Annotated in this window: 20 protein-coding genes; 14 read left to right on the top strand and 6 right to left on the bottom strand. The window is 75.8% G+C overall.

Translation table 11 applies throughout. The features are described 5' to 3' along the window. Positions 1 to 8: 8 nt before the first annotated feature. Entirely contained in the window at positions 9 to 803 is a 795-nt protein-coding gene (locus tag DMH08_RS08375; protein ID WP_233617483.1) for an MBL fold metallo-hydrolase, read from the top strand. Between the two features lie 26 nt (positions 804 to 829). Here DMH08_RS08375 and DMH08_RS08370 read toward each other — a convergent pair whose 3' ends face one another. Next, on the bottom strand, positions 830 to 1225 hold the full coding sequence (locus tag DMH08_RS08370; protein WP_125612818.1) for a nuclear transport factor 2 family protein: 396 nt from the start codon (positions 1223 to 1225) through the stop codon (positions 830 to 832). A gap of 82 nt (positions 1226 to 1307) precedes the next feature. Between DMH08_RS08370 and DMH08_RS08365 the strand changes: the two genes are divergently transcribed. Then, entirely contained in the window at positions 1308 to 1877 is a 570-nt protein-coding gene (locus DMH08_RS08365) for a TetR/AcrR family transcriptional regulator (RefSeq protein WP_125612816.1), read from the top strand. Positions 1878 to 1971: 94 nt separating this feature from the next. Here DMH08_RS08365 and DMH08_RS08360 read toward each other — a convergent pair whose 3' ends face one another. Beyond that, a complete protein-coding gene (locus DMH08_RS08360) occupies positions 1972 to 2397 on the bottom strand; it encodes a PPOX class F420-dependent oxidoreductase (RefSeq protein ID WP_125612814.1) in 426 nt (141 codons plus the stop codon). 50 nt (positions 2398 to 2447) lie between these two features. Here DMH08_RS08360 and DMH08_RS08355 point away from each other — a divergent pair, with 50 nt between their 5' ends. Continuing rightward, complete coding sequence (locus DMH08_RS08355; protein ID WP_026401871.1) at positions 2448 to 3062, top strand: alpha/beta hydrolase family protein; 615 nt, start codon at positions 2448 to 2450, stop codon at positions 3060 to 3062. A gap of 140 nt (positions 3063 to 3202) precedes the next feature. Here DMH08_RS08355 and DMH08_RS08350 read toward each other — a convergent pair whose 3' ends face one another. Then, positions 3203 to 3406 (bottom strand): DUF5999 family protein, encoded by a 204-nt coding sequence (locus tag DMH08_RS08350; RefSeq protein WP_026401870.1) that lies wholly within the window; start codon positions 3404 to 3406, stop codon positions 3203 to 3205. 353 nt (positions 3407 to 3759) lie between these two features. On the opposite strand from DMH08_RS08350, the gene DMH08_RS08345 reads away from it, so the two are divergent. The 3 genes from DMH08_RS08345 to DMH08_RS08335 are packed head-to-tail and all read left to right on the top strand — an operon-like array spanning position 3760 to position 6613. Then, a complete protein-coding gene (locus DMH08_RS08345) occupies positions 3760 to 4488 on the top strand; it encodes a (Fe-S)-binding protein (RefSeq protein ID WP_026401869.1) in 729 nt (242 codons plus the stop codon). 41 nt (positions 4489 to 4529) lie between these two features. After that, positions 4530 to 5975 (top strand): lactate utilization protein B, encoded by a 1446-nt coding sequence (locus DMH08_RS08340; RefSeq protein ID WP_125612850.1) that lies wholly within the window; start codon positions 4530 to 4532, stop codon positions 5973 to 5975. Further along, positions 5972 to 6613 carry a LutC/YkgG family protein gene (locus DMH08_RS08335; RefSeq protein ID WP_125612812.1) on the top strand — a complete coding sequence of 214 codons (642 nt, stop codon included), beginning with the start codon at positions 5972 to 5974 and terminating at the stop codon, positions 6611 to 6613. Before DMH08_RS08340 ends, DMH08_RS08335 begins: the two co-directional genes overlap by 4 nt. Before the next feature lie 27 nt (positions 6614 to 6640). Here DMH08_RS08335 and DMH08_RS08330 read toward each other — a convergent pair whose 3' ends face one another. After that, positions 6641 to 7210, bottom strand: coding sequence for a TetR/AcrR family transcriptional regulator (locus DMH08_RS08330; protein WP_026401867.1), 570 nt, complete (start codon positions 7208 to 7210; stop codon positions 6641 to 6643). Positions 7211 to 7460: 250 nt separating this feature from the next. On the opposite strand from DMH08_RS08330, the gene DMH08_RS08325 reads away from it, so the two are divergent. The 4 genes from DMH08_RS08325 to DMH08_RS08310 all read left to right on the top strand — a co-directional run bounded on the left by DMH08_RS08325 (position 7461) and on the right by DMH08_RS08310 (position 10854). Then, positions 7461 to 7898: a plectin gene (locus DMH08_RS08325; RefSeq protein WP_233617482.1), complete on the top strand. Its 438-nt coding sequence runs from the start codon at positions 7461 to 7463 to the stop codon at positions 7896 to 7898. 284 nt (positions 7899 to 8182) lie between these two features. After that, a complete protein-coding gene (locus DMH08_RS08320; protein ID WP_084550053.1) occupies positions 8183 to 8929 on the top strand; it encodes a maleylpyruvate isomerase N-terminal domain-containing protein in 747 nt (248 codons plus the stop codon). A gap of 131 nt (positions 8930 to 9060) precedes the next feature. Next, entirely contained in the window at positions 9061 to 10452 is a 1392-nt protein-coding gene (locus DMH08_RS08315; protein ID WP_125612810.1) for an MFS transporter, read from the top strand. A gap of 153 nt (positions 10453 to 10605) precedes the next feature. Beyond that, positions 10606 to 10854 (top strand): hypothetical protein, encoded by a 249-nt coding sequence (locus DMH08_RS08310; protein ID WP_026401864.1) that lies wholly within the window; start codon positions 10606 to 10608, stop codon positions 10852 to 10854. A gap of 14 nt (positions 10855 to 10868) precedes the next feature. Here the strand turns inward: DMH08_RS08310 and DMH08_RS08305 are convergent, their stop codons facing one another. Continuing rightward, positions 10869 to 11372: an NUDIX domain-containing protein gene (locus DMH08_RS08305; protein WP_125612808.1), complete on the bottom strand. Its 504-nt coding sequence runs from the start codon at positions 11370 to 11372 to the stop codon at positions 10869 to 10871. Positions 11373 to 11665: 293 nt separating this feature from the next. Here DMH08_RS08305 and DMH08_RS08300 point away from each other — a divergent pair, with 293 nt between their 5' ends. From DMH08_RS08300 to DMH08_RS08280, 4 genes are all read left to right on the top strand, one after another. Further along, the gene (locus DMH08_RS08300) at positions 11666 to 13783 is read left to right on the top strand and encodes a molybdopterin oxidoreductase family protein (protein ID WP_125612806.1); all 2118 of its coding nucleotides are present in this window, start codon (positions 11666 to 11668) and stop codon (positions 13781 to 13783) included. Positions 13784 to 13884: 101 nt separating this feature from the next. Then, on the top strand, positions 13885 to 14376 hold the full coding sequence (gene nirD, locus DMH08_RS08295) for a nitrite reductase small subunit NirD (protein WP_125612804.1): 492 nt from the start codon (positions 13885 to 13887) through the stop codon (positions 14374 to 14376). Next, on the top strand, positions 14360 to 15583 hold the full coding sequence (locus tag DMH08_RS08290) for a uroporphyrinogen-III synthase (RefSeq protein ID WP_026401862.1): 1224 nt from the start codon (positions 14360 to 14362) through the stop codon (positions 15581 to 15583). The genes nirD and DMH08_RS08290 overlap by 17 nt, the downstream gene beginning before the upstream one ends. A 164-nt stretch (positions 15584 to 15747) precedes the next feature. Beyond that, a complete protein-coding gene (locus tag DMH08_RS08280) occupies positions 15748 to 16929 on the top strand; it encodes an esterase-like activity of phytase family protein (protein ID WP_233617481.1) in 1182 nt (393 codons plus the stop codon). Positions 16930 to 17011: 82 nt separating this feature from the next. On the opposite strand, the gene DMH08_RS08275 is transcribed toward DMH08_RS08280, so the two are convergent. Then, positions 17012 to 18421 (bottom strand): RNA polymerase sigma factor, encoded by a 1410-nt coding sequence (locus DMH08_RS08275; protein WP_125612800.1) that lies wholly within the window; start codon positions 18419 to 18421, stop codon positions 17012 to 17014. Positions 18422 to 18600 lie beyond the last annotated feature (179 nt).

Genomic DNA, 18600 nt, shown 5'->3' with positions numbered 1-18600 from the left:
TGCCGATCATGGAATTCCCGATCTGCGTCACCTGCGGCGTCCAGTACGGCGCTCCCCGCCCCGACTGCCCGATCTGCGAGGACGAGCGGCAGTACGTCGGCTGGGAGGGGCAGCGCTGGACGAGCCTGGAGGAGCTGGGGGCGGCCGGGCACCGCGCGCGGATCGAGGACGAGGGCCTGGACGTCGTCGGCATCGGCACCGAGCCTTCCATCGCGATCGGCCAGCGGGCGCTGCTGCTGCGCACGCCCGCCGGGAACGTGCTCTGGGACATGGTCACGTACATCGACAACGACGTGATCCGCGAGGTGAACGACCTCGGCGGCGTCGACGCGATCGCGATCAGCCACCCGCACTACTACGGCACGATGGTCGAGTGGGCGCACGCGTTCGGCGCCCCCGTGTACATCCACGAGGCCGACCGCCGCTGGGTCGCCCGCCCCGACGACGCCGTCGTCTTCTGGACGGGCGACACGTGCGAGATCGCCGAAGGCGTCACCCTGATCAACGCGGGCGTGCACTTCGACGGCGGCCAGGTCCTGCACTGGCGCGACGCCCGCGCGCTGTTCTCCGGCGACATCCTGCAGGTCGTCAACGACCGCGACTGGGTGAGCTTCATGTACAGCTACCCGAACTTCATCCCCGAGCGCCCCCGGACCGTCCGGCGCGCGCTGCGCCTCCTCGAGCCCTACGACTTCGACCGCGTCTACGGGGCCTGGTGGCGCAAGATCGTCTACGCCGACGGCAAGAACGCCGTGCGCCGCTCCGCCGACCGCTACCTCGAGTACGCTCTCGACGACGAGTGACCCCGGGCGGCGGGGGCCCGGACGCCCTAGGCGGCGAAGGCCCGGGCCATCGCCCCGACGTCCTGGTACTCGCGCCAGTGCGCGACCCGCCCGTCCCGCGCCCGCAGGACGAGGACGAACGCGCCCGCCGCCCGCCGTCCCGTCGCGGGGATCCGCGCGACCAACTCGTACTCGGCGACGATCACGTCCGGATCGGCGGTCTCGTGCACGACCACCCGCCGGAACGCCTCGAACTCCACGGGGAGGCCGCGACCCGCCTCGAGCATGGCCGCCACCGCGTCCCGCCCCTCGAACCGGCGGTGACCCTCGGGCGAGAACGGCGTCTCGACCACGGTGCCGTCCCCGAGCATGCCCTCGTCCAGGCCCGGCCGCCCGGCGAGCACGTTGTCCTGGAACCGCGCGAACAGACCCCTCGGCGTCATGGGCCGCCTCCATTAAGATGAGTCGCTACTCATCTTGGAAAATATGAGTCGCCACTCATCTTGTCAACGGGACCGCACGCACATGGACAAGCCCCTGCGCGCCGACGCCCGGCGCAACCGAGCCCGCATCCTCGCCGCCGCCGAGGCGGTGTTCGCCGAGCACGGCGCCGCGGCCTCCACCGAGGAGGTCGCCGCCCGCGCCGGCGTCGCCGTCGGCACGGTGTTCCGCCACTTCCCGACCAAGCGCGACCTGCTCGCCGCGATCATGAAGGAGGTCCGCGCCCGGCTGGTCGCCCGCGCCGACGCGCTCCTGGCCGAGGGCGACCCCGCCACCGCCCTGTTCGACTACATCGCGTACCTGGTCGACTCGGCGTCCGAGACCGGCGACGTCCTGGGCCTGCTCGCCGCCGAGGGCGTCCCCGTCGATCCCGGCGAGCAGATCGCGTCCCTCGCGGACGCGTTCGGCGCCCTCCTGGACGCCGCCCAGCGCGCGGGCGCCGTCCGCGCGAACGTCCGGCCGCCCGAGGTGATGGCCCTGGTGACGGCCACCGCGCAGGGCGCCCTCACCGGCGCCTGGCCCGACGGACTCCGGCTCCGCACCCGGGGCCTGGTCGTCGACGCGCTGCGCCCGCGCACCGCGGCCGCCGAGTGAACGCCGCGCCCGCGCCCCCACCGCTCTCCACCGGGAACCGGACGTCCCGGACGAACGCCCCGCGGGCCCGCGCGCCGGCGGCGGCCCGGCGGGTCTAGTGGGCGACGTCGCGTTCGGCGACGACGCCGGTGATCCGGGCGCGCACGAGGTACTCGCCGGGGACGGCGTTGCGGGCGCCGAACTCCTCGGCCCGGTCCGCGCCCATGTAGCGGGCGCCGATCGCGGTGGCCCAGCGGCGCATCTCGTCCAGGTCCTCGACGAGCGCCGCCTCCGCCCGCAGCAGCACGAACGAGTACGGCGGCTCCTGGTCGTCGACGCACACCGACAGGCGCGGGTCGCGGGCCAGCGCGCGCCCCTTGACGGTGGACGCGCCGGTGTTGAACAGCAGGTCGTCGCCGTCGAGCACGAACCAGATCGGCGTCACGTGCGGGGCGCCGTCCTTGCGGGTGACGGCGCACTTGCCCGTGCGGGTGCCCGCGGTGACGAACGCGCGCCACTCGTCGTCGGTCATCTTCTCCATGCGCCCAGTCTGCCTCACAAGATCATCGGGACGGTCGCTACGGTGGCGGCATGCAGATCACGACCGCGCACGGTCCCGCGGAGGCCGCGCTCGACGAGCCCGCGGGCCCCGCGTTCCTGCTGGTCCTGACGCACGGGTCGAACGGGGGAGTGGACGCCCCGGACCTGCTGGCGGTGCGGGACGCGGCGCTGGGGCTCGGCGGCGCGGTGGCGCGGGTGACGCAGCCGTTCCGGCTCGCGGGCCGCCGGGCGCCCGGGTCGGCGGTGAAGCAGGACGAGGCGTGGCTGGAGATCGTCGCGGCGCTGCGGGAGCGGTTCGGGGACGTCCCGCTGGTGCAGGGCGGCCGCAGCAACGGCGCCCGGGTGGCGTGCCGGACGGCGCGGGCGGCCGGGGCGGCCGGGGTGCTGGCGCTCGCGTTCCCGCTGCGCCCGCCGCGCAGGCCGGAACGGTCGCGGGCGGACGAGCTGCGGTCGGCGGGCGCGGAGGTGCTCGTGGTGAACGGCGACCGGGACCCTTTCGGCGTCCCGGACCCGGCCGACGCGGCGCGGGTGGTGGTGCTGCCGGGGGAGCGGCACGAGCTGAAGAAGGACCCCGCCGCGGTCGCGGCGGCGGCGGTCCCGTGGCTGCGGCGCTGGGCGGCGTCGCGGGCCGCCGTCTCCCCGTGAACGGAATCGGTGTTCGGGCGGATGCGAGGGTTCCCTCTGGGCCCGGAGGGCGGGCCCAGAGGTCGGTGCGGTGGCGCGTGCCCCCGCGGAGCGATCATCGGTGCGGCCGGTCCCCCCGTGGCGACCGGCCCTCGGACGGCCTAGGCCGCGGGCGATGCCTGCAGGTCCGTCGGCCGGTGCGGTGCGATGACTCCCCCGTCGGGCAGCAGCTCACCGGTGTCCTCGAAGAGCACGACGCCGTTGCACAGCAGGCTCCACCCCTGCTCGGGGTGGGCGGCCAGCGTGCGGGCGGCGTCGCGGTCGGGCGCGTCGTGCGAGGGACAGGGCGGCTGGTGCGGGCACATGGCGTGCCTCCGGTCTCAACTACTGGTCGGTGGACTTTCCTTAATTGACGCACCCCAGTGTGGAACGGTTCGCCCTTGCCGCCTATAGCCCGTTGGGACGATTGTCCTCTGGTACCGGGGCAGGGGCATTTTGTGACCCGCCTCACCCTGAGGTGCCGTGCATAGCGTCCCCCGCGCTCGATAACGGATGAAGAACGACACGCCGAAGATCGGCAAACGTTTCAAAAGGTCCGTCGCCCGTCACCGGCCCGCCCGGTTCCGGCCACCGGATGCGAACGTTTCAGCCGGAGGCGGCCTCCGCGCGCCCTACGATGTCCCCCGGGGAGCGGGCCGAAGGAGGGGGGAGGCCGGGTATGCGCGTCGCGCTGTTCGTCGCGTGCTACGACGACGCGTGGTTCCCCGGCACGGGGAAGGCCGCGACGGTGCTGCTCGAGCGGCTCGGGCACGAGGTCGTCCACCCGCCGGGGCAGACCTGCTGCGGGCAGTTCCACTGGACGACCGGGTACCGGCGGGAGGCCGCCGGCCTCGCCCGCGCCTTCACCCGGGTCTTCGCCGGCGCGGACGCGGTCGTCGCGCCGTCGGCCTCGTGCGCGGCCGCCGTCCGGGACGCCTACCCCCGGATCGCGCGGACCGTCCGCGACCCGGGCCTGGCGGACGCCGCGGAAGCCCTCGCCGTGTACGAGCTCACCGAGTTCCTGGTGGACGTCCTGGACGTCACCGACGTCGGCGCCTACTACCCGCACCGGGTCACCTACCACCCGACGTGCCAGTCCGCGCGGGCCCTCGGCGTCGCCGACCGCCCGGAGCGGCTGCTGCGCGCCGTGCGCGGCCTGGAACTGGTCGACCTGCCCGCCGCCGACGAGTGCTGCGGGTTCGGGGGCGCGTTCGCGATGAAGAACGCCGACGTGTCCGTCGCGATGGTCGCCGACAAGATCCGGCACATCCGCGACACCGGCGCCGACGTCGTGTGCGCCGTCGACAACTCCTGCCTCGCGCACATCGGCGGGGCGCTGTCGCGGCTGCGCGGCGGCGTCCGCGTCGCCCACCTGGCCGAGATCCTCGCCGGGACGGGGCCCGCGTGACGGCCCCCGGCACCGAGCCGCCGGACGCCCTGGCGTCGGCGATCGCGCACGGCGCGCCCGCCGCTCCCGCGGCCGGGGCGCGGGCGTCGCGGTTCGCCGACGCGGCGCGGCCCGCGCTCGCCGACACCCGGCTGCGGCGCAACCTGGGCGCGGCGGTCGCCGCCGGCCGCGCCCGCGCCGCCGCGGCCGCCGCCGAGCCCGCCGACTGGGAGGCCCTGCGCGACGCCGGCCGCGCCCTGCGGGACGCGGCGCTCCTCGACCTCGACACGCACCTGGAACGCCTCGAACGCGCCGTCACCGAGGCGGGTGGCACGGTCCACTGGGCCGTGGACGCCGCCGAGGCCCGCCGGATCGTCACCGGGCTGGTGCGGGGGACGGGCGCCCGCGAGGTCCTGCAGGCCCCGTCGGCGACCGTCCGGGAGGCGGGCCTGCCCGACGCGCTCGCCCGCGCGGGCGTCACCGTCCGCGCGACCGGCCTCGGCGACCTGATCGTCCGGCTGGGGGAGGAGGCGCCGGCGCACCTGGCCTCCCCGGCGCTGCACCGCGACCGCGCGCAGGTGCGGGAGCTGTTCCTGCGGGCGCTGCCGGGCGTCCCGCCGGAGCTGTCCGACGACCCGGCGGCCCTCGCCGGCGCCGCCCGCGCGCACCTGCGCGACCGGTTCGCCGGCGCCCGCGCCGCCGTCACCGGCGCGGCGTTCCTCGCCGCCGACACCGGGACGGCCGTGCTCGTCGAGTCGGGCGGCGAGGGGCGGATGTGCGTCACCCTCCCCGACACGCTGATCACCGTCGCGGGCATCGACAAGGTCGTCCCGTCCTGGACCGACCTCGAGGTGCTGCTGCAGCTCCTGCCGCGCGCCTCGGCGGGCGACCGCATGACCCCGTACGTGTCGGCGTGGACGGGCGTGCACCCGGGCGACGGGCCCCGCGCGTTCCACCTCGTCCTGCTCGACAACGGGCGCACCGGCGCGCTCGCCGACGAGGTCGGCCGGGCGGCGCTGCGCTGCATCCGCTGCGCGGCGTGCCTGGACGTGTGCCCCGTCTACGAGCGGACCGGGGGCGGCCCGTACGGGCCGGTGTACCCGGGGCCCGTCGGCGCGATGCTCACCCCGCAGCTGCGCGGCGTCGAGAGCGCCGCGAACGCGTCGCTGCCCTTCGCGTCCACGCTCTGCGGCGCCTGCACCGACGTGTGCCCCGTGAAGATCGACATCCCGGAGGTCCTGGTGCACCTGCGCGGCGCGGTCGTGGAGTCGCGCCGCGCCCGTCCCGTCCCCACCCCGGAGCTGGCGCTGATGCGGGGCCTGGCCTGGACGATGGCGGACCCCCGCCGCCACCGCCTCGCGGTCCGCCGCGGCACCCGGTGGGCGCGGCTGCTGTCGCGCGGCGGCCGGATCCGGCGGCTGCCCGGGCTGCTCGGCAAGTGGACCGAGGCCCGCGACGTGCCGGCGCCGCCCGCGCAGAGCTTCCGCGACTGGTGGGCGCGCCGGTGAGCGCCCGCGACGAGATCCTGCGGCGGGTCCGCGACGCCCTCGGCGGGGAGCGCGGCACCGCCCCGCCGGTGCCGCGCGGCTACGACCGGCGGCTCACCGGGGAGGAGGCCGCGTCCCGCGCGGACGTCCTCGCGCTGTTCACCGAGCGGGTCGCCGAGAACCGCGCGGCGGTCCGGCACGTCGCCGCCGACGACGTCGGCACCGCCGTCGCCGCCGCGCTGTGGGGCCGGGAGGCGAAGCAGATCGTCGTCCCGGCCGACCTGCCGTTCGGGTGGCTGGCCGAACTGGAGGGGGTGCGGGCGCTGGCCGACGCGCCCGCCCTGGACGCCGAGGCGCTCGCGGCGGCCGACGGCGTCGTGACGGGCTGCGCGGCGGCCGTCGCGCGGACCGGGACGGTCGTGCTGGACGGCGGCCGCGCGCAGGGGCGGCGCGCGCTGACCCTCGTGCCCGACTACCACCTGTGCGTCGTCCACGCCGACCAGATCGCCGGGACGGTCCCGGAGGTCGTCGCGCGGCTCGACCCGGCGCGCCCGCTGACCTGGATCAGCGGCCCGTCGGCCACCCGCGACGTCGAGTCGGTGCGGGTGCCGGGGCCGCACGGCCCCCGCCACCTGGAGATCCTCGTCGTCGAGGACTGAACCGGCGGCCGGGACCCCCGCGGACCCCTACCGGACGCCCGCCAGGACGACGCCGAGTCCCGCGTCGAAGCGGGCGTCCCAGTCCACCGCGCGGTCGGCGCCGTCCTCGGCGGTGCCGCGCACCTCGAGCGCGGCGTGCCCGATGACGTAGCCGAGCAGGGTGTGCGCGGTGACGGCGGCGGCGTCCTCGGCGGTGCCGCCGAGCCGCAGCGCCTCCCGCAGGGACGCGACGGTCGCGGTCAGCGCGGCGGGATTGCGGCGCGTGACGACCAGGGGCAGGACGCCGGCGTGCTCGAGCAGCCGGGCGCGGTAGTCGCGCGCCCAGCCGCGCAGGACGTCCCCGGCGCGCCCGTCCGGGACGTCCGCCGAGACGGGCGCGGCGGCGACGTGGGCGACGAGGCCGTCGAGGAGCTGCTCCTTGCCGCGGGGGAGGTGGTGGTAGATCGCCATTGCCTCCACCTCCAGCGCGTCGCCGAGGCGGCGCATGGTGAGGCGGCCGAGCCCCTGCCCGTCGACGATGTGCAGGGCGGCCTCGATGATGCGCTCGATGGACAGCGGCGCGCGGTTCCGCGCGTTGATCGCAGGTTGCCGGACCATGGCCAGACCTTACTGCGTAAAGGCCCGGCCCGGCGGCGAAACGCCGCAGGGCGCGCCTAAAGTCGGGCGATCATGTCCGCCCCGGGGCCGTCCCCCTGTCGTGCCGGCCCCGGCCACCGCCCTGACCTTACTGCGTAAAGGACCGAACTTCGGTGTCCCCCGTCACAACGGGCCCGCCACCCGCGTACGCTTGCCTCGATCGGACGGGCCGGATCGGCGGGACCGTACGGCCGGACCGATCCAGAAGACCGTGAGCTTGAGGGAGAGCACCATGCCGCTGGGCCGCCGGGTCAGCAAGGACGTCGCGGAGTTGCACGAGGCCGACCGGGAGTTGGCCGCCGGGTACACCGAGCGGCTCGCCGCGGCCAACGAGGCGGAGCGGGCGCTGCGCGAGGCGCAGGGCGGCGCGGTCCCGCCGGAGGAGCTGCGGGAGCTGACCGTCGCGTTCGACCGGGCGCTGACCGAGGCGCTCACCGCCGCGGAGGCCGCCGAGCGCGCCGCGATGGGCCCGAAGGTGTACGCGCCCGACCCGCAGGACGCCAAGGCCCAGCGCGCCGCCGAGATCGCGGCGCGGAAGGCGAAGGCGACGCCGTCCGTCCGCCCGTGGACCGACGAGGTCGACCGGCTCCGCACGGCGCGCGAGGCGCACCGGCTGGGCTTCCGCACGCAGCCGACCGCCGCGGTCTGACGGGCACGGGTCTGACGGGCACGGGTCCGACGGGTACGGCCTGACGGTCGAGATTTTCACGGTCGCGGTCGGCCCGCGTCCGGAGGCGCCCGCCCCGGGGGAGGGGCGGGCGACGGGGCCCGGACGTGGGGCGACACAGCGTCACCGGGTGGCACCGGCCACCGAACTTTGAGAGTCTGCCCTCTCGGGGAGCACCGGGCGACCCGCCCGCCGCCGCGCGTTCGCGGGCGGGAGGACGTCCCGGTGGAGAGGGCACAGGTGCTCTGGACGCGGGGGGAAGTCACGTGGAGCGCACGCCGCCGGACCGGTGCCGCGTACTCGAGTCCTACCAGGACGGGGTGCGGGCGATCCGGGAGCTGGCGGGCCGGGCCGGCGACTGGGACGTCCCGACGCCGTGCTCGGACTGGCAGCTGATCGACCTCGCCGGCCATCTGCGGTGCGTCGCCGAGAACTTCCTGGAGTACCTGCAGGACGCGCCGGACAGCCGGCTCGCGAAGCTGTTCGCCCAGGAGGCCGCGACGGCCGTGCTGATCCGGCAGCAGGCGCGGCAGAACGCGGCCGAGCTGGCGGTGCTGCCGCCCGACTCGGGCCCCGACCGGATCATGGCGTTCGGTGTGTCGGCGGGCGCGTACGCCGACCTGATGCCCGACATGTGGGATCGCACCCACCTGATCTACCGGGGCACCAAGTACACCGTGGGCGACCATGCGGGCGCCGCGTGCGTGGAGTGGCACCTGCACGCGTGGGACATGGCCCGGGCCCTCGGCACCGACTACCGGCCGCGCGATCCCGACCTGCTCGTGTCGGCGTGGCACTGGGGCGTCCCGCACCTGCCGCTGGCCTCGGGCGAGGGGTGGGAGGCGGTGCTGCGCGCGTCGGGCCGCTCGCCGCGCTGGCCGGAGCCCGACGCCGTCCCGGACGGACGCACCGGCGGGACGCCCGGGGCCGCGGCGGCGCGGGCGCGGACGGGCCGGCAGGCGCCGGGCCGGGCGCGGCGCGTCCGCTCGCCCCGCGGGCCCGGCTCCGGGTGAGCCGCCCTCACAACCCCCTCGGCGGGGTTGTGCGGAGTATGTAGCAGCGCGTGCACGCGCCGCGCCGTCCGGTGTAATCCGCCGTTCCTACCGTCCTTCGGGTGTCCACGAGACGTCTGGAGGGACCGAGCATGACGGCGGTGACCGACGAGGCCGCCGCGCGGCCGGAGGCGGCGCGGCGGGGCGGCCGGTGGATCGATCACTGGGATCCCGAGGACGAGGAGTTCTGGGAGCGCACGGGGCGGCGGGTCGCCACCCGCAACCTGGTGTTCTCGATCTTCACCGAGCACCTCGGGTTCTGCGTCTGGCTGCTGTGGAGCATCGCCGTCCTGCACCTGGCGGACAACGGCACGGCGCTGTCGGTGGGGCAGACCCTCTGGCTGACGACGCTGCCGAACCTGGTGGGCGCGCTGCTGCGGATCCCGTACACGTTCGGCCCGGCGAGGTTCGGCGGGCGCAACTGGACGGTCGTCAGCGGGTTGCTGCTGCTGATCCCGTGCGGCCTGTTCGTGTTCGCGATCGCCAATCCCGGGCTGCCGTTCTGGGCGCTGCTGCTGATCGCCGCGACGACCGGGCTCGGCGGCGGCAACTTCGCCTCCTCGATGTCGAACATCGCGCACTTCTACCCGACGGCGAAGCAGGGGCTGCCGCTGGGGCTGAACGCGGCGGGCGGCAACGTGGGGGTGAGCGTCACGCAGCTGACGATGCCGCCGCTGATCGTCGCCTTCGGCCTCATCGCGGTCGGCTGGGTGTGGATGCCGCTGATCCTGGCGGCGGCCGCCGGGGCCTACCTCTTCATGGACAACCTGGCGGGGGCGAGCCGGTCCTACACGATGGCGGAGATGGGGCGGATCGCCGCCCGGCCGCACACGGTCGTCATGGCGGTGCTGTACATCGCGACGTTCGGCTCCTTCATCGGGTACTCGTTCTCGTTCGGCGTGCTGATCGGGAACCAGTTCCCCGAGGTCGACGCGTCCAACTACATCTGGATCGGCGCCCTGGTCGGGTCGGCGGCGCGGCCCCTCGGCGGCTGGATGGCCGACCGGTTCGGCGGGACGGCCGTCACGTTCTGGAACTTCCTGGGGATGGGGCTGGGCGTCGTCGCGGTCTGGGCCGGCGTGAACACGGGGTCGTGGGGGCTGTTCCTCGGCGCGTTCCTGTGGGTGTTCGCCTCCACCGGCATCGGGAACGGCTCGACCTACAAGATGATCCCGTCGATCTTCCGGACGCGGGCGGCGGCGCGCACCGCCGCGGCCGGCCGGGAGGCCCGGGACCGGGCGCTGGCGGCGGCGCGGCGGGAGGCGGCCGCGGCGATCGGGCTCATCTCCGCCGTGGGCGCGCTCGGCGGCGCGCTCATCCAGCAGACCTTCCGGATCTCGGTGGAGCGGACCGGGGGCATCGCGCCGGCGCTGGTCGCGCTCGCGGTGTTCTACGGCCTGTGCCTGGTGCTGACCTGGGCCGTGTACATGCGTCGGGTGCGGCTCGGGGACCGGCGCATGAGCCTGGCGGAGGCCGGGGTGTGACCCGGCCGGGGCCGCGCGCGGCCCGATGAGAGCCCGCCGGGGGCCGCCGCCAGGGGTGGGGGGCGGCCCCCGGCGCTTCGGCGGGTACGGGCGTCGTTCGCGGGTAGGGCCGGGGGTGACGTCACGCCACGCGACGGAGGAAGGGGAACGGCAATGGCGGTCTGCGAGGTCTGCGGGAACGACTACGACATGTCCTTCGAGGTCCACGCGCAGGGGCAGGTGCACACGTTCGACTCGTTCGAGTGCGCCGTGAGCCGGATGGCGCCGGTGTGCGAGAACTGCGAGTGCCGCATCATGGGGCACGGCGTCGACGTGGACGGGCACTGGTACTGCTGCGCCCACTGCGCGCGGGTCGCCGACCCGGAGCGCGGCAGGCAGATCAAGGACGCCGTTCCGGCCTGAGGCCGGAGCGGCGGTCAGCGGCGGCCGAGGGCGGGGGTGCCGAACGGCTGCTCGACGCCGTCCTCGAGGTAGACGGCGCGGCCCTCGGCCATGGCGCGCAGCGCGGGCGCCATCCGGCGGGCGACGTGCGGCGGGGCCAGCTCGGGGATCTTCTCCGGCGCGACCAGGACGTGGTCGGACAGCTCGTCGGGCGGCAGCCGGATCGCGTCGGCCTCCGTGCCGGTGATGGAGCCGCCGAAGACGAAGACGTTGACCGAGTCGACGCCGTCCGCGCGGGGCGAGCCCCAGTCGACGCAGGCCAGGCCGTCCAGGCGCGGGACGAGGCCGAGTTCCTCCTCGCATTCGCGCAGGCAGGCCGACAGGGGGGACTCGTCCGCCTCGATGACGCCGCCGGGGAGGAACCAGCCCTCGCTGTAGGTCGGCTTGACCAGCAGGACCCGCCCGAGGTCGTCCAGGAGCAGGGCCGCCGCGGCGCCGCGGGAGCGCGGCAGTGAGGCGTAGTAGGCAAGGTCGGGCATGTACCGAGGTTAGGCGCGATCTTGGTGGGGCGGCAGGACGGGGTCGGCGGCCGGGGCCGCATCGTTCCGGGGCGCCGCGGGGTCACCGCGAATCCGTTCGGTAATCGGGTGAAAGGCGACGAAACGGCCATGACAGCGTTCGACAACGCTTGACACGAGATCGTCAGAATTCGCCATCGCCGTGCCTCCGGTCGGCGCCGAACGGCCGCCGTGCGCACTGCGTGAATGCCTTTTAACACGGCGGTCATCTGCGGGAATCGGCCGCGAAACGGCCCACGGGCACGCTCGCCGACATGATCGGGACACCCACGCACTGCCCGTACTGCGCCCTGCAGTGCGGCATGACCCTCCGCCTCGCGGCCCCCGGAGCGCCGCCCGCCTCGCCGCCCGTCGAGGTGGCGCCGCGCGACGACGTCCCCGCCAACCAGGGCGGGCTGTGCCGCAAGGGCTGGACGTCGGCGGAGCTGCTCACCGTCCCGGACCGGCTCACGGCGCCGCTGATGCGCGCGGGACGGGACGCGCCGCTGGAGCCGTGCACGTGGGACGAGGCGCTCGACCGCGTCGCGGGGGAGCTGCGCGGGCTGCGGTCCGCGCACGGGCCGGACGCCGTCGCGGTGTTCGGCGGCGGGTCCCTGACGAACGAGAAGGCGTACACGCTCGGGAAGTTCGCCCGGGTCGCGCTCGGCACCTCGCAGATCGACTACAACGGGCGGTTCTGCATGTCGTCGGCCGCGGCGGCGGGCGGGCGCGCGTTCGGGATGGACCGCGGGCTGCCCGGTCCGGTCACCGACCTCGCCGAGTCCGGCGCGGTCCTGCTGGCCGGCGGGAACGTCGCCGAGACCATGCCGCCGTTCATGCGGCACCTCACCACGATGCGCGACCGCGGCGGCGCCCTCGTCGTGGTCGATCCGCGCCGCAGCGCCACCGCCCGGCAGGCCGACCTGCACCTGCAGCCGCTCCCGGGCACCGACCTGGCGCTCGCCAACGGGCTGCTGCACCTGGTCCTCGCCGAGAACCTCGCCGACCACGCCTACATCGCGGCCCGCACCACCGGGTTCGACGCCGTCCGCACGGCCGTCAACTCCTACTGGCCGGACCGCGTCGAGCGGATCACCGGCGTGCCCGTCCCGGAGATGCGCGAGGCCGTCCGGCTCCTGGCGGGCGCCGAGCGCGCGCACGTCCTCACCGGGCGGGGCGCCGAGCAGCACGCCCACGGCACCGACACCGTCACCGCGTTCATCAACCTCGCGCTGGCGCTCGGGCTGCCGGGCCGCGCCGGGTCGGGGTACGGATGCCTCACCGGGCAGGGCAACGGGCAGGGCGGCCGCGAGCACGGGCAGAAGGCCGACCAGCTCCCCGGCTACCGGCGCATCGACGACCCCGCCGCGCGGGAGCACGTCGCGCGGGTGTGGGGCGTCGATCCCGACTCCCTGCCCGGCCCCGGACGGTCCGCGCACGAGCTGCTGTCGGCGCTCGGCGGGCCCGCCGGCCCGCGCGCGCTGCTGCTGTTCGGCTCGAACCCGGTGGTGTCGGCCCCGGACGCCGCGGCCGTCGAGGAGCGCCTCGCCGCGCTCGACCTGCTGGTGGTCGCCGACTTCGTCCCGTCGGAGACGGCCGCGCGTGCCGACGTGGTGCTCCCGGCGGCGCAGTGGGCCGAGGAGTCCGGGACGATGACGAACCTGGAGGGCCGGGTGCTGCGCCGCAGGCGGGCGCTCGCCCCGCCGGACGGCGTCCGCACCGACCTGGCCGTCCTGGCGGACCTGGCGCGGCGGCTGGACGCCCCGGGGGACTGGCCGGACGACCCGGCGGAGGTGTTCGCCGAGCTGCGCCGCGCGAGCGCGGGCGGCCCCGCCGACTACTCCGGCATCGACTACGGGCGGATCGAGCGGGAGGGCGGCGTCTTCTGGCCGTGCCCGTCGCCGGACCACCCCGGCACCCCCCGCCCGTTCCTGGACCGGTTCCCGACGCCCGACGGGCGCGCCCGGTTCGTCCCGGTCGGGCACCGGGGCCCCGAGGAGGAGGTCGACGCCGACTACCCCGTGTACCTCACGACCGGGCGGGTCCTGGCGCACTACCAGTCGGGCGCGCAGACCCGGCGCGTCCCGGCGCTGGCCGAGGCCGAGCCGGGCCCGTTCGTCGAACTGCACCCCGACCTGGCCGGACGCCTGGGCGTCGAGGACGGCGACGCGGTGCGGGTCCGCAGCCGCCGCGGCGCGGTGCTCGCGACCGCGCGGCTCACCGAGGCGGTCCGCGCCGACACGGTGTTCATGCCGTTCCACTGGGCGGGGGAGGGGCGCGCGAACCTGCTCACCAACCCGGCCCTCGACCCGGTGTCCAGGATGCCCGAGTTCAAGGTGTGCGCGGTGCGGCTGGAGCCCGCCGCCCGCCCGGCCCCCGTGAGCGTTTTTTAACACGCCGGTGACAGAAGGGACCCAATCGCGAAACCGCCCCTGCCGAGGATCGAAGCGATCACGAGCCAGGAAGTGATCGAGAGCCAGGAGGTTGCCGCACGATGAGCACGACCGAAGCGACCCTCGCACCCGAGGCCCGCGCTCCCCAGTCCGCCCGCACGGCACAGAACGGTACGTCGCACCACGGATCGTCGCACAACGGTACGTCGCACAACGGGTCGTCGCAGCACGCGGCGGCGCAGACCCGAACGGAACGGCGGTGGGTCGACGTGTGCGCCTACGCCGACATCATCCCGGAGCGCGGCGTCTGCGCGATGGTCGGCGGGACGCAGGTGGCGGTGTTCCGCACCTTCGACGGCGACCTGTACGCGCTGTCGAACCTGGACCCGTTCAGCGGCGCGCACGTGCTGTCGCGCGGCATCCTCGGGACCCGCGACGGCGTCCCCACCGTGGCCTCGCCGATGTACAAGCAGGTCTTCGACCTGCGCACCGGCGTCTGCCTGGACGACCCGCGGGTGGCGCTGCCCGCGTACGGCGTCCGGCGCGCGGGCGGCCGGGTGGAGGTGGCGGTCCCCGATGAGCACCGTCGGTGACGCGCTGGCCGGGTTCGCCGTCGGGGTGACCGCGGCCCGCCGCCAGGAGGAGCTCGCGACGCTGCTGGAGCGGCGCGGGGCCCGGGTGGTGCTCGCGCCGGCGATCCGGCTGGTCCCGCTCGCCGACGACACGGCGCTGCTGGAGGCGACCCGCGCGTGCCTGGCCGCGCCGCTCGACCACGTCGTCGTCACCACCGGGATCGGGTTCCGCGCGTGGCTGGAGACCGCCGACGGGTGGGGGATGCGCGACGAGCTCGTCGCCCGCCTCGGCGGCGCCGCCCTCCTGACGCGCGGCCCGAAGGCGCGCGGCGCCGTCCGGTCGGCGGGCCTGCGGGAGCGCTGGTCGCCCGAGTCGGAGGGGACGGCCGAGGTCCTGCGGCACCTGCTGGCGGAGGACCTGGCGGGCTCCCGCGTCGCCGTCCAGCTGTACGGCGAGCCGCAGCCCGAGCTGACCGGCGCGCTGCGGGCCGCCGGGGCCGAGGTCGTCGAGGTCCCGGTGTACCGGTGGGCTCCCGCCGACGATCCGACCCCGCTGCACCGGCTCGTCGGGCAGGCCGTCGCCGGGACGGTCGACGCGATCACCTTCACCAGCGCCCCGGCGGTCGCCGCGACGCTGGCCGCGGCCGCCGCGGACGGGCTCGCCGAGCCGCTGCTGGAGGCCATGCGCGGGCCGCTGGTCGCGGCGTGCGTCGGCCCGGTCACGGCGGCGGAGCTGACCGCCCGCGGCGTCCCGACCGTCCAGCCCGAACGCGCCCGGCTCGGCGCGCTCGTGCGGACCCTGGCCGCGGACCTGCCCCGCCGGCGGGCGCGCCGGCTGCGGGTCCGCGGGCTGGCGCTGGAGCTGCGCGGCCACGCGGTCGTCCTGGACGGGCAGCTGCGCCCGATCGCGCCCGCGCCGATGGCGATCCTGCGGGCGCTCGCGCGGCGCCCCGGGCACGTGGTGTCGCGGGCGGAGCTGTCCGGGGCGCTGCCCGGACGGCCGCTCCGCGCCGCCGACGCCTCGGGGGCGGGCGGCGCGGCCGGCGTCCCCGGTTTCGGCGGCGCGGGCGTCCTGGCCCGCCCGCAGGCGGACGAGCACGCCGTGGAGATGGCGGTGGCGCGGCTCCGCCGCGGCCTGGGCCGTCCCGGCATCGTGGAGACGGTGGTCAAGCGCGGCTACCGGCTCGCCTGCGACCCCCGCCAGAGCGCCTCGGTGCCCGCGGGCTGAGCGGCCCGCGAACGCCCGTCCTCCGCTCCGTCCCGCCAGAGGTCCCGTCTCGCTCCCCGCCTTCGGTCCGCCACGTCGCGGAAAAGCTCTCGTCGGCGGGGACGGTGGGCGATACTGGCGTCACGGAATGCATTCGCTCGGATGCTCATGGTGACGGAGGTCGGGTGGACGACAAGAAGGTTCTTCGTGGCGGCGCCGTGCTGGCGGCCGCGCTGCTCGTGGCGGGGGCGGCTCCGGCGGCGGCCGCGGGCCCGGCCCCGCGGCCGGCGGCGGGCGCCCAGAGCGCCGACGCGGCGGCGGGCGTGCGGATCTCGCGGTTCCTCGGCGAGCGGCGGCTGCCGCACAAGATGCAGGTCGAGGGGACGACCGTCGGCGGTATCTCGGGCATGGACCGCGACCCCCGCACCGGCACCTGGTACTTCATCTCCGACGACCGGTGGCGCTACGACCCGGCGCGCTTCTACACCGGGCGCGTCGACATCGACCCGCGCACCGGCGCGTTCTCCGGCGTGCGGATCAGCGGCGTCCGCACGCTGAAGCGGCCCGACGGCAGCCCCTACCCCGGATTCGGCGAGCCCGGGTCGGTCGACCCGGAGGCGATCCGGTTCGACCCGCGCGGGAACCGGCTGCTGTGGGGCAACGAGGGCGACCGCCCCGACGCCGCCCACCCCGGCATCGCGCTGTCGCCCCTGTCGGTCCAGTGGGCGGGGCCGGACGGGGGGCACCGCGGCGCCCTCCCGCTCCCGGCGAACCTCGAGCAGACCACCGAGGACCGCGGGCCGCGCCGCAACTACGGCTTCGAGGCCGTCGCCGTCGCGCCGCACCGCCTCGCCGCGATGGCCGAGGGCCCGCGCTACGAGGACGGCGCCCCGCCGACCGCCGAGCGGGGCGCGGCCGTCCGGCTGACCCTGTGGAACCGCGGCGGCGGCCTGCTCGCCCAGCACGCCTACCGGGTGGAGCCGCTCCCGGCCGCGCCGGTGCCGGCGGACGGGCACGCCGACAGCGGCGTCTCGGAGATCCTCGCGATCGATGACCACCGCTACCTGGCGCTGGAGCGCTCCTGGATGGAGGGCGTCGGCTACCGCGTGCGGCTGTACGCGTTCGACGTCCGGGGCGCCACCGACGTCCTGCGGCGCGACCGGCTCGGCGACGCCCCGTACCGGCCGGTGGCCAAGCGGCTGGTCGCCGACCTCGGCCGGTACGCCGACCCGGCGCAGAACCTCGAGGCGATGGCGTGGGGGCCGCGCCTGCGGACGGGGGAGCGGACGCTGCTGATCGGCTCGGACGACAACTTCGACGACCGCGAGGTGACGCAGTTCCTGGCGTTCGCCGTGCGGGGGCGCTGAACCGCCCGCTCGCCGGCCCGCGAACGCGGAGGGCCCGCCGGACACCGTGGTCCGGCGGGCCCTCCGTCCGTCGCGGCGGCGCTCAGACGGCGAAGTCGAGCAGCGGCCGGGCGTTGCTGGGGTGCCGCAGCTTGGACAGCGACTCCTTCTCCAGCTGCCGGATCCGCTCCCGGGTCAGCCCGAGCGCGCGGCCGATCTCGTCGAGGGTCCGCGGCGTCCCGTCGTACAGCCCGAACCGCATCGCCATGATCTTGGCCTCGCGCGGCGACAGGATGTCGAGGGTGCGGCGCAGCTGGTCGGCCATGAGCTGCCGGTCCACCAGCTCGGACGCCTCGGGGCTGTCGGTGTCCTCGATGAGGTCGCCGATGCGGGTCTCGCCGTCCTCGCCGATGGTGGAGTCCAGGCTGATCGGCTGGCGGCTGGTGCGCAGCAGCTCGCGGACCTGCTCGGGGCTCTTGTCGAGCTCGACGGCCAGTTCCTCGGGGGTGGGCTCGCGGCCCAGCCGCTGATGCATGTCGCGCTCGACGCGGCTCAGCTTGCTGAGCATCTCCAGCACGTGCACCGGAAGCCGGATGGTGCGGGCCGAATCGGCGAAGCCGCGCTGGATGGCCTGGCGGATCCACCACATGGCGTAGGTGGAGAACTTGTAGCCCTTGGAGTAGTCGAACTTCTCCACGGCGCGGATCAGCCCGAGGTTGCCCTCCTGGACGACGTCCAGCAGGGACAGGCCGCGGTCGGAGTACTTCTTGGCGACCGACACCACGAGCCGGAGGTTGGCCTCCAGCATGTGGGCCTTGGCGCGGCGGCCGTCGGCGGCGACCCACTCGAGGTCGGCGCGCAGCGCCGGGCTCAGCTCCTCGGTCTCGAGCTTGTGCTCGGCGTACAGCCCGGCCTCGATCCGCTTGGCGAGGTCGACCTCCTGCTCGGCGGTCAGCAGCTGCCTGCGGCCGATCGCCTTCAGGTAGGTGTGGACCGAGTCGCCCATCGCGGTCGACTGGTCGTCCAGGTCGGCCGGGGTGTCGGCGGCCTCGACCTCGGTGACGTCGAACGCCTCGTCGGCGGTGCCGTCGCCGTCGCGGGCGGCCTTGCCTCCGCCCGCTTTGGCGCCGGTCTTGGCGCCGGTCTTGGCGGTGGCCTTCGGGCGCGCCCGTCCGGCGGTGGTCTTCTTGGCGGTGCGCTTGCGGGCGGGGGAGGGGACATCGGCTCCGGCGGGGTGGTCGGCCGGGTGCTCGGCGGCGCGGTCCTCGGCGCGGGCGGCCGCCGGGACGGCGGCCTTGCGCCCGGCGTCGGTGTCGCCGGCGAGGCTGATGCCGGCCTCGGAGAGCTCGCGCAGGATCGAGCGGCCCTGGGCGGGGCTGATGCCGGCCGATTCGAAGGCCCCACGGACCTCGTCGAGCGACAGGCGCCCTTGGGCGCGGCCACGCTTCAGGAGGTCGTCGAGTGCCGGGCTCGTCGCCCCTGTGAGCGGGGTCTCTGCGGCGGTTCGCGGCATGGGGACGCCCCCCTCCCTTCGGTGGTGTGAATGCGGCGCGGATTGTCGTTCGCTGGTGGCGCGCGCATCTATCGGAACGTCGCGGGACCGGGTCCTTGTTCCCGGCGCCCCGGATCGGCGCCCTCGCCGCGGAGCGGGAGGGTGCCCCGGACAGGATTTCGTGCCCGGTGCGGGCCGTC

Source organism: Actinomadura sp. WAC 06369, assembly GCF_003947565.1.
In the GTDB taxonomy this organism is placed as follows: Bacteria; Actinomycetota; Actinomycetes; order Streptosporangiales; family Streptosporangiaceae; genus Spirillospora; species Spirillospora rifamycini.
This window is presented reverse-complemented; position numbering and strand designations above follow the sequence as displayed.

Bases quoted from the DNA above. Each gene is read 5' to 3' on its own strand.
- DMH08_RS08355 (WP_026401871.1), top strand. From the start codon at position 2,448: ATGCAGATCACGACCGCGCACGGTCCCGCGGAGGCCGCGCTCGACGAG.
- DMH08_RS08370 (WP_125612818.1), bottom strand. From the start codon at position 1,225: ATGACGCCGAGGGGTCTGTTCGCGCGGTTCCAGGACAACGTGCTCGCC.
- DMH08_RS08305 (WP_125612808.1), bottom strand. From the start codon at position 11,372: ATGCCCGACCTTGCCTACTACGCCTCACTGCCGCGCTCCCGCGGCGCC.
- DMH08_RS08350 (WP_026401870.1), bottom strand. From the start codon at position 3,406: ATGTGCCCGCACCAGCCGCCCTGTCCCTCGCACGACGCGCCCGACCGC.
- DMH08_RS08365 (WP_125612816.1), top strand. From the start codon at position 1,308: ATGGACAAGCCCCTGCGCGCCGACGCCCGGCGCAACCGAGCCCGCATC.
- DMH08_RS08360 (WP_125612814.1), bottom strand. From the start codon at position 2,397: ATGGAGAAGATGACCGACGACGAGTGGCGCGCGTTCGTCACCGCGGGC.
- nirD (WP_125612804.1), top strand. From the start codon at position 13,885: ATGAGCACGACCGAAGCGACCCTCGCACCCGAGGCCCGCGCTCCCCAG.
- DMH08_RS08310 (WP_026401864.1), top strand. From the start codon at position 10,606: ATGGCGGTCTGCGAGGTCTGCGGGAACGACTACGACATGTCCTTCGAG.
- DMH08_RS08300 (WP_125612806.1), top strand. From the start codon at position 11,666: ATGATCGGGACACCCACGCACTGCCCGTACTGCGCCCTGCAGTGCGGC.
- DMH08_RS08375 (WP_233617483.1), top strand. From the start codon at position 9: ATGGAATTCCCGATCTGCGTCACCTGCGGCGTCCAGTACGGCGCTCCC.
- DMH08_RS08290 (WP_026401862.1), top strand. From the start codon at position 14,360: ATGAGCACCGTCGGTGACGCGCTGGCCGGGTTCGCCGTCGGGGTGACC.
- DMH08_RS08275 (WP_125612800.1), bottom strand. From the start codon at position 18,421: ATGCCGCGAACCGCCGCAGAGACCCCGCTCACAGGGGCGACGAGCCCG.
- DMH08_RS08345 (WP_026401869.1), top strand. From the start codon at position 3,760: ATGCGCGTCGCGCTGTTCGTCGCGTGCTACGACGACGCGTGGTTCCCC.
- DMH08_RS08330 (WP_026401867.1), bottom strand. From the start codon at position 7,210: ATGGTCCGGCAACCTGCGATCAACGCGCGGAACCGCGCGCCGCTGTCC.
- DMH08_RS08315 (WP_125612810.1), top strand. From the start codon at position 9,061: ATGACGGCGGTGACCGACGAGGCCGCCGCGCGGCCGGAGGCGGCGCGG.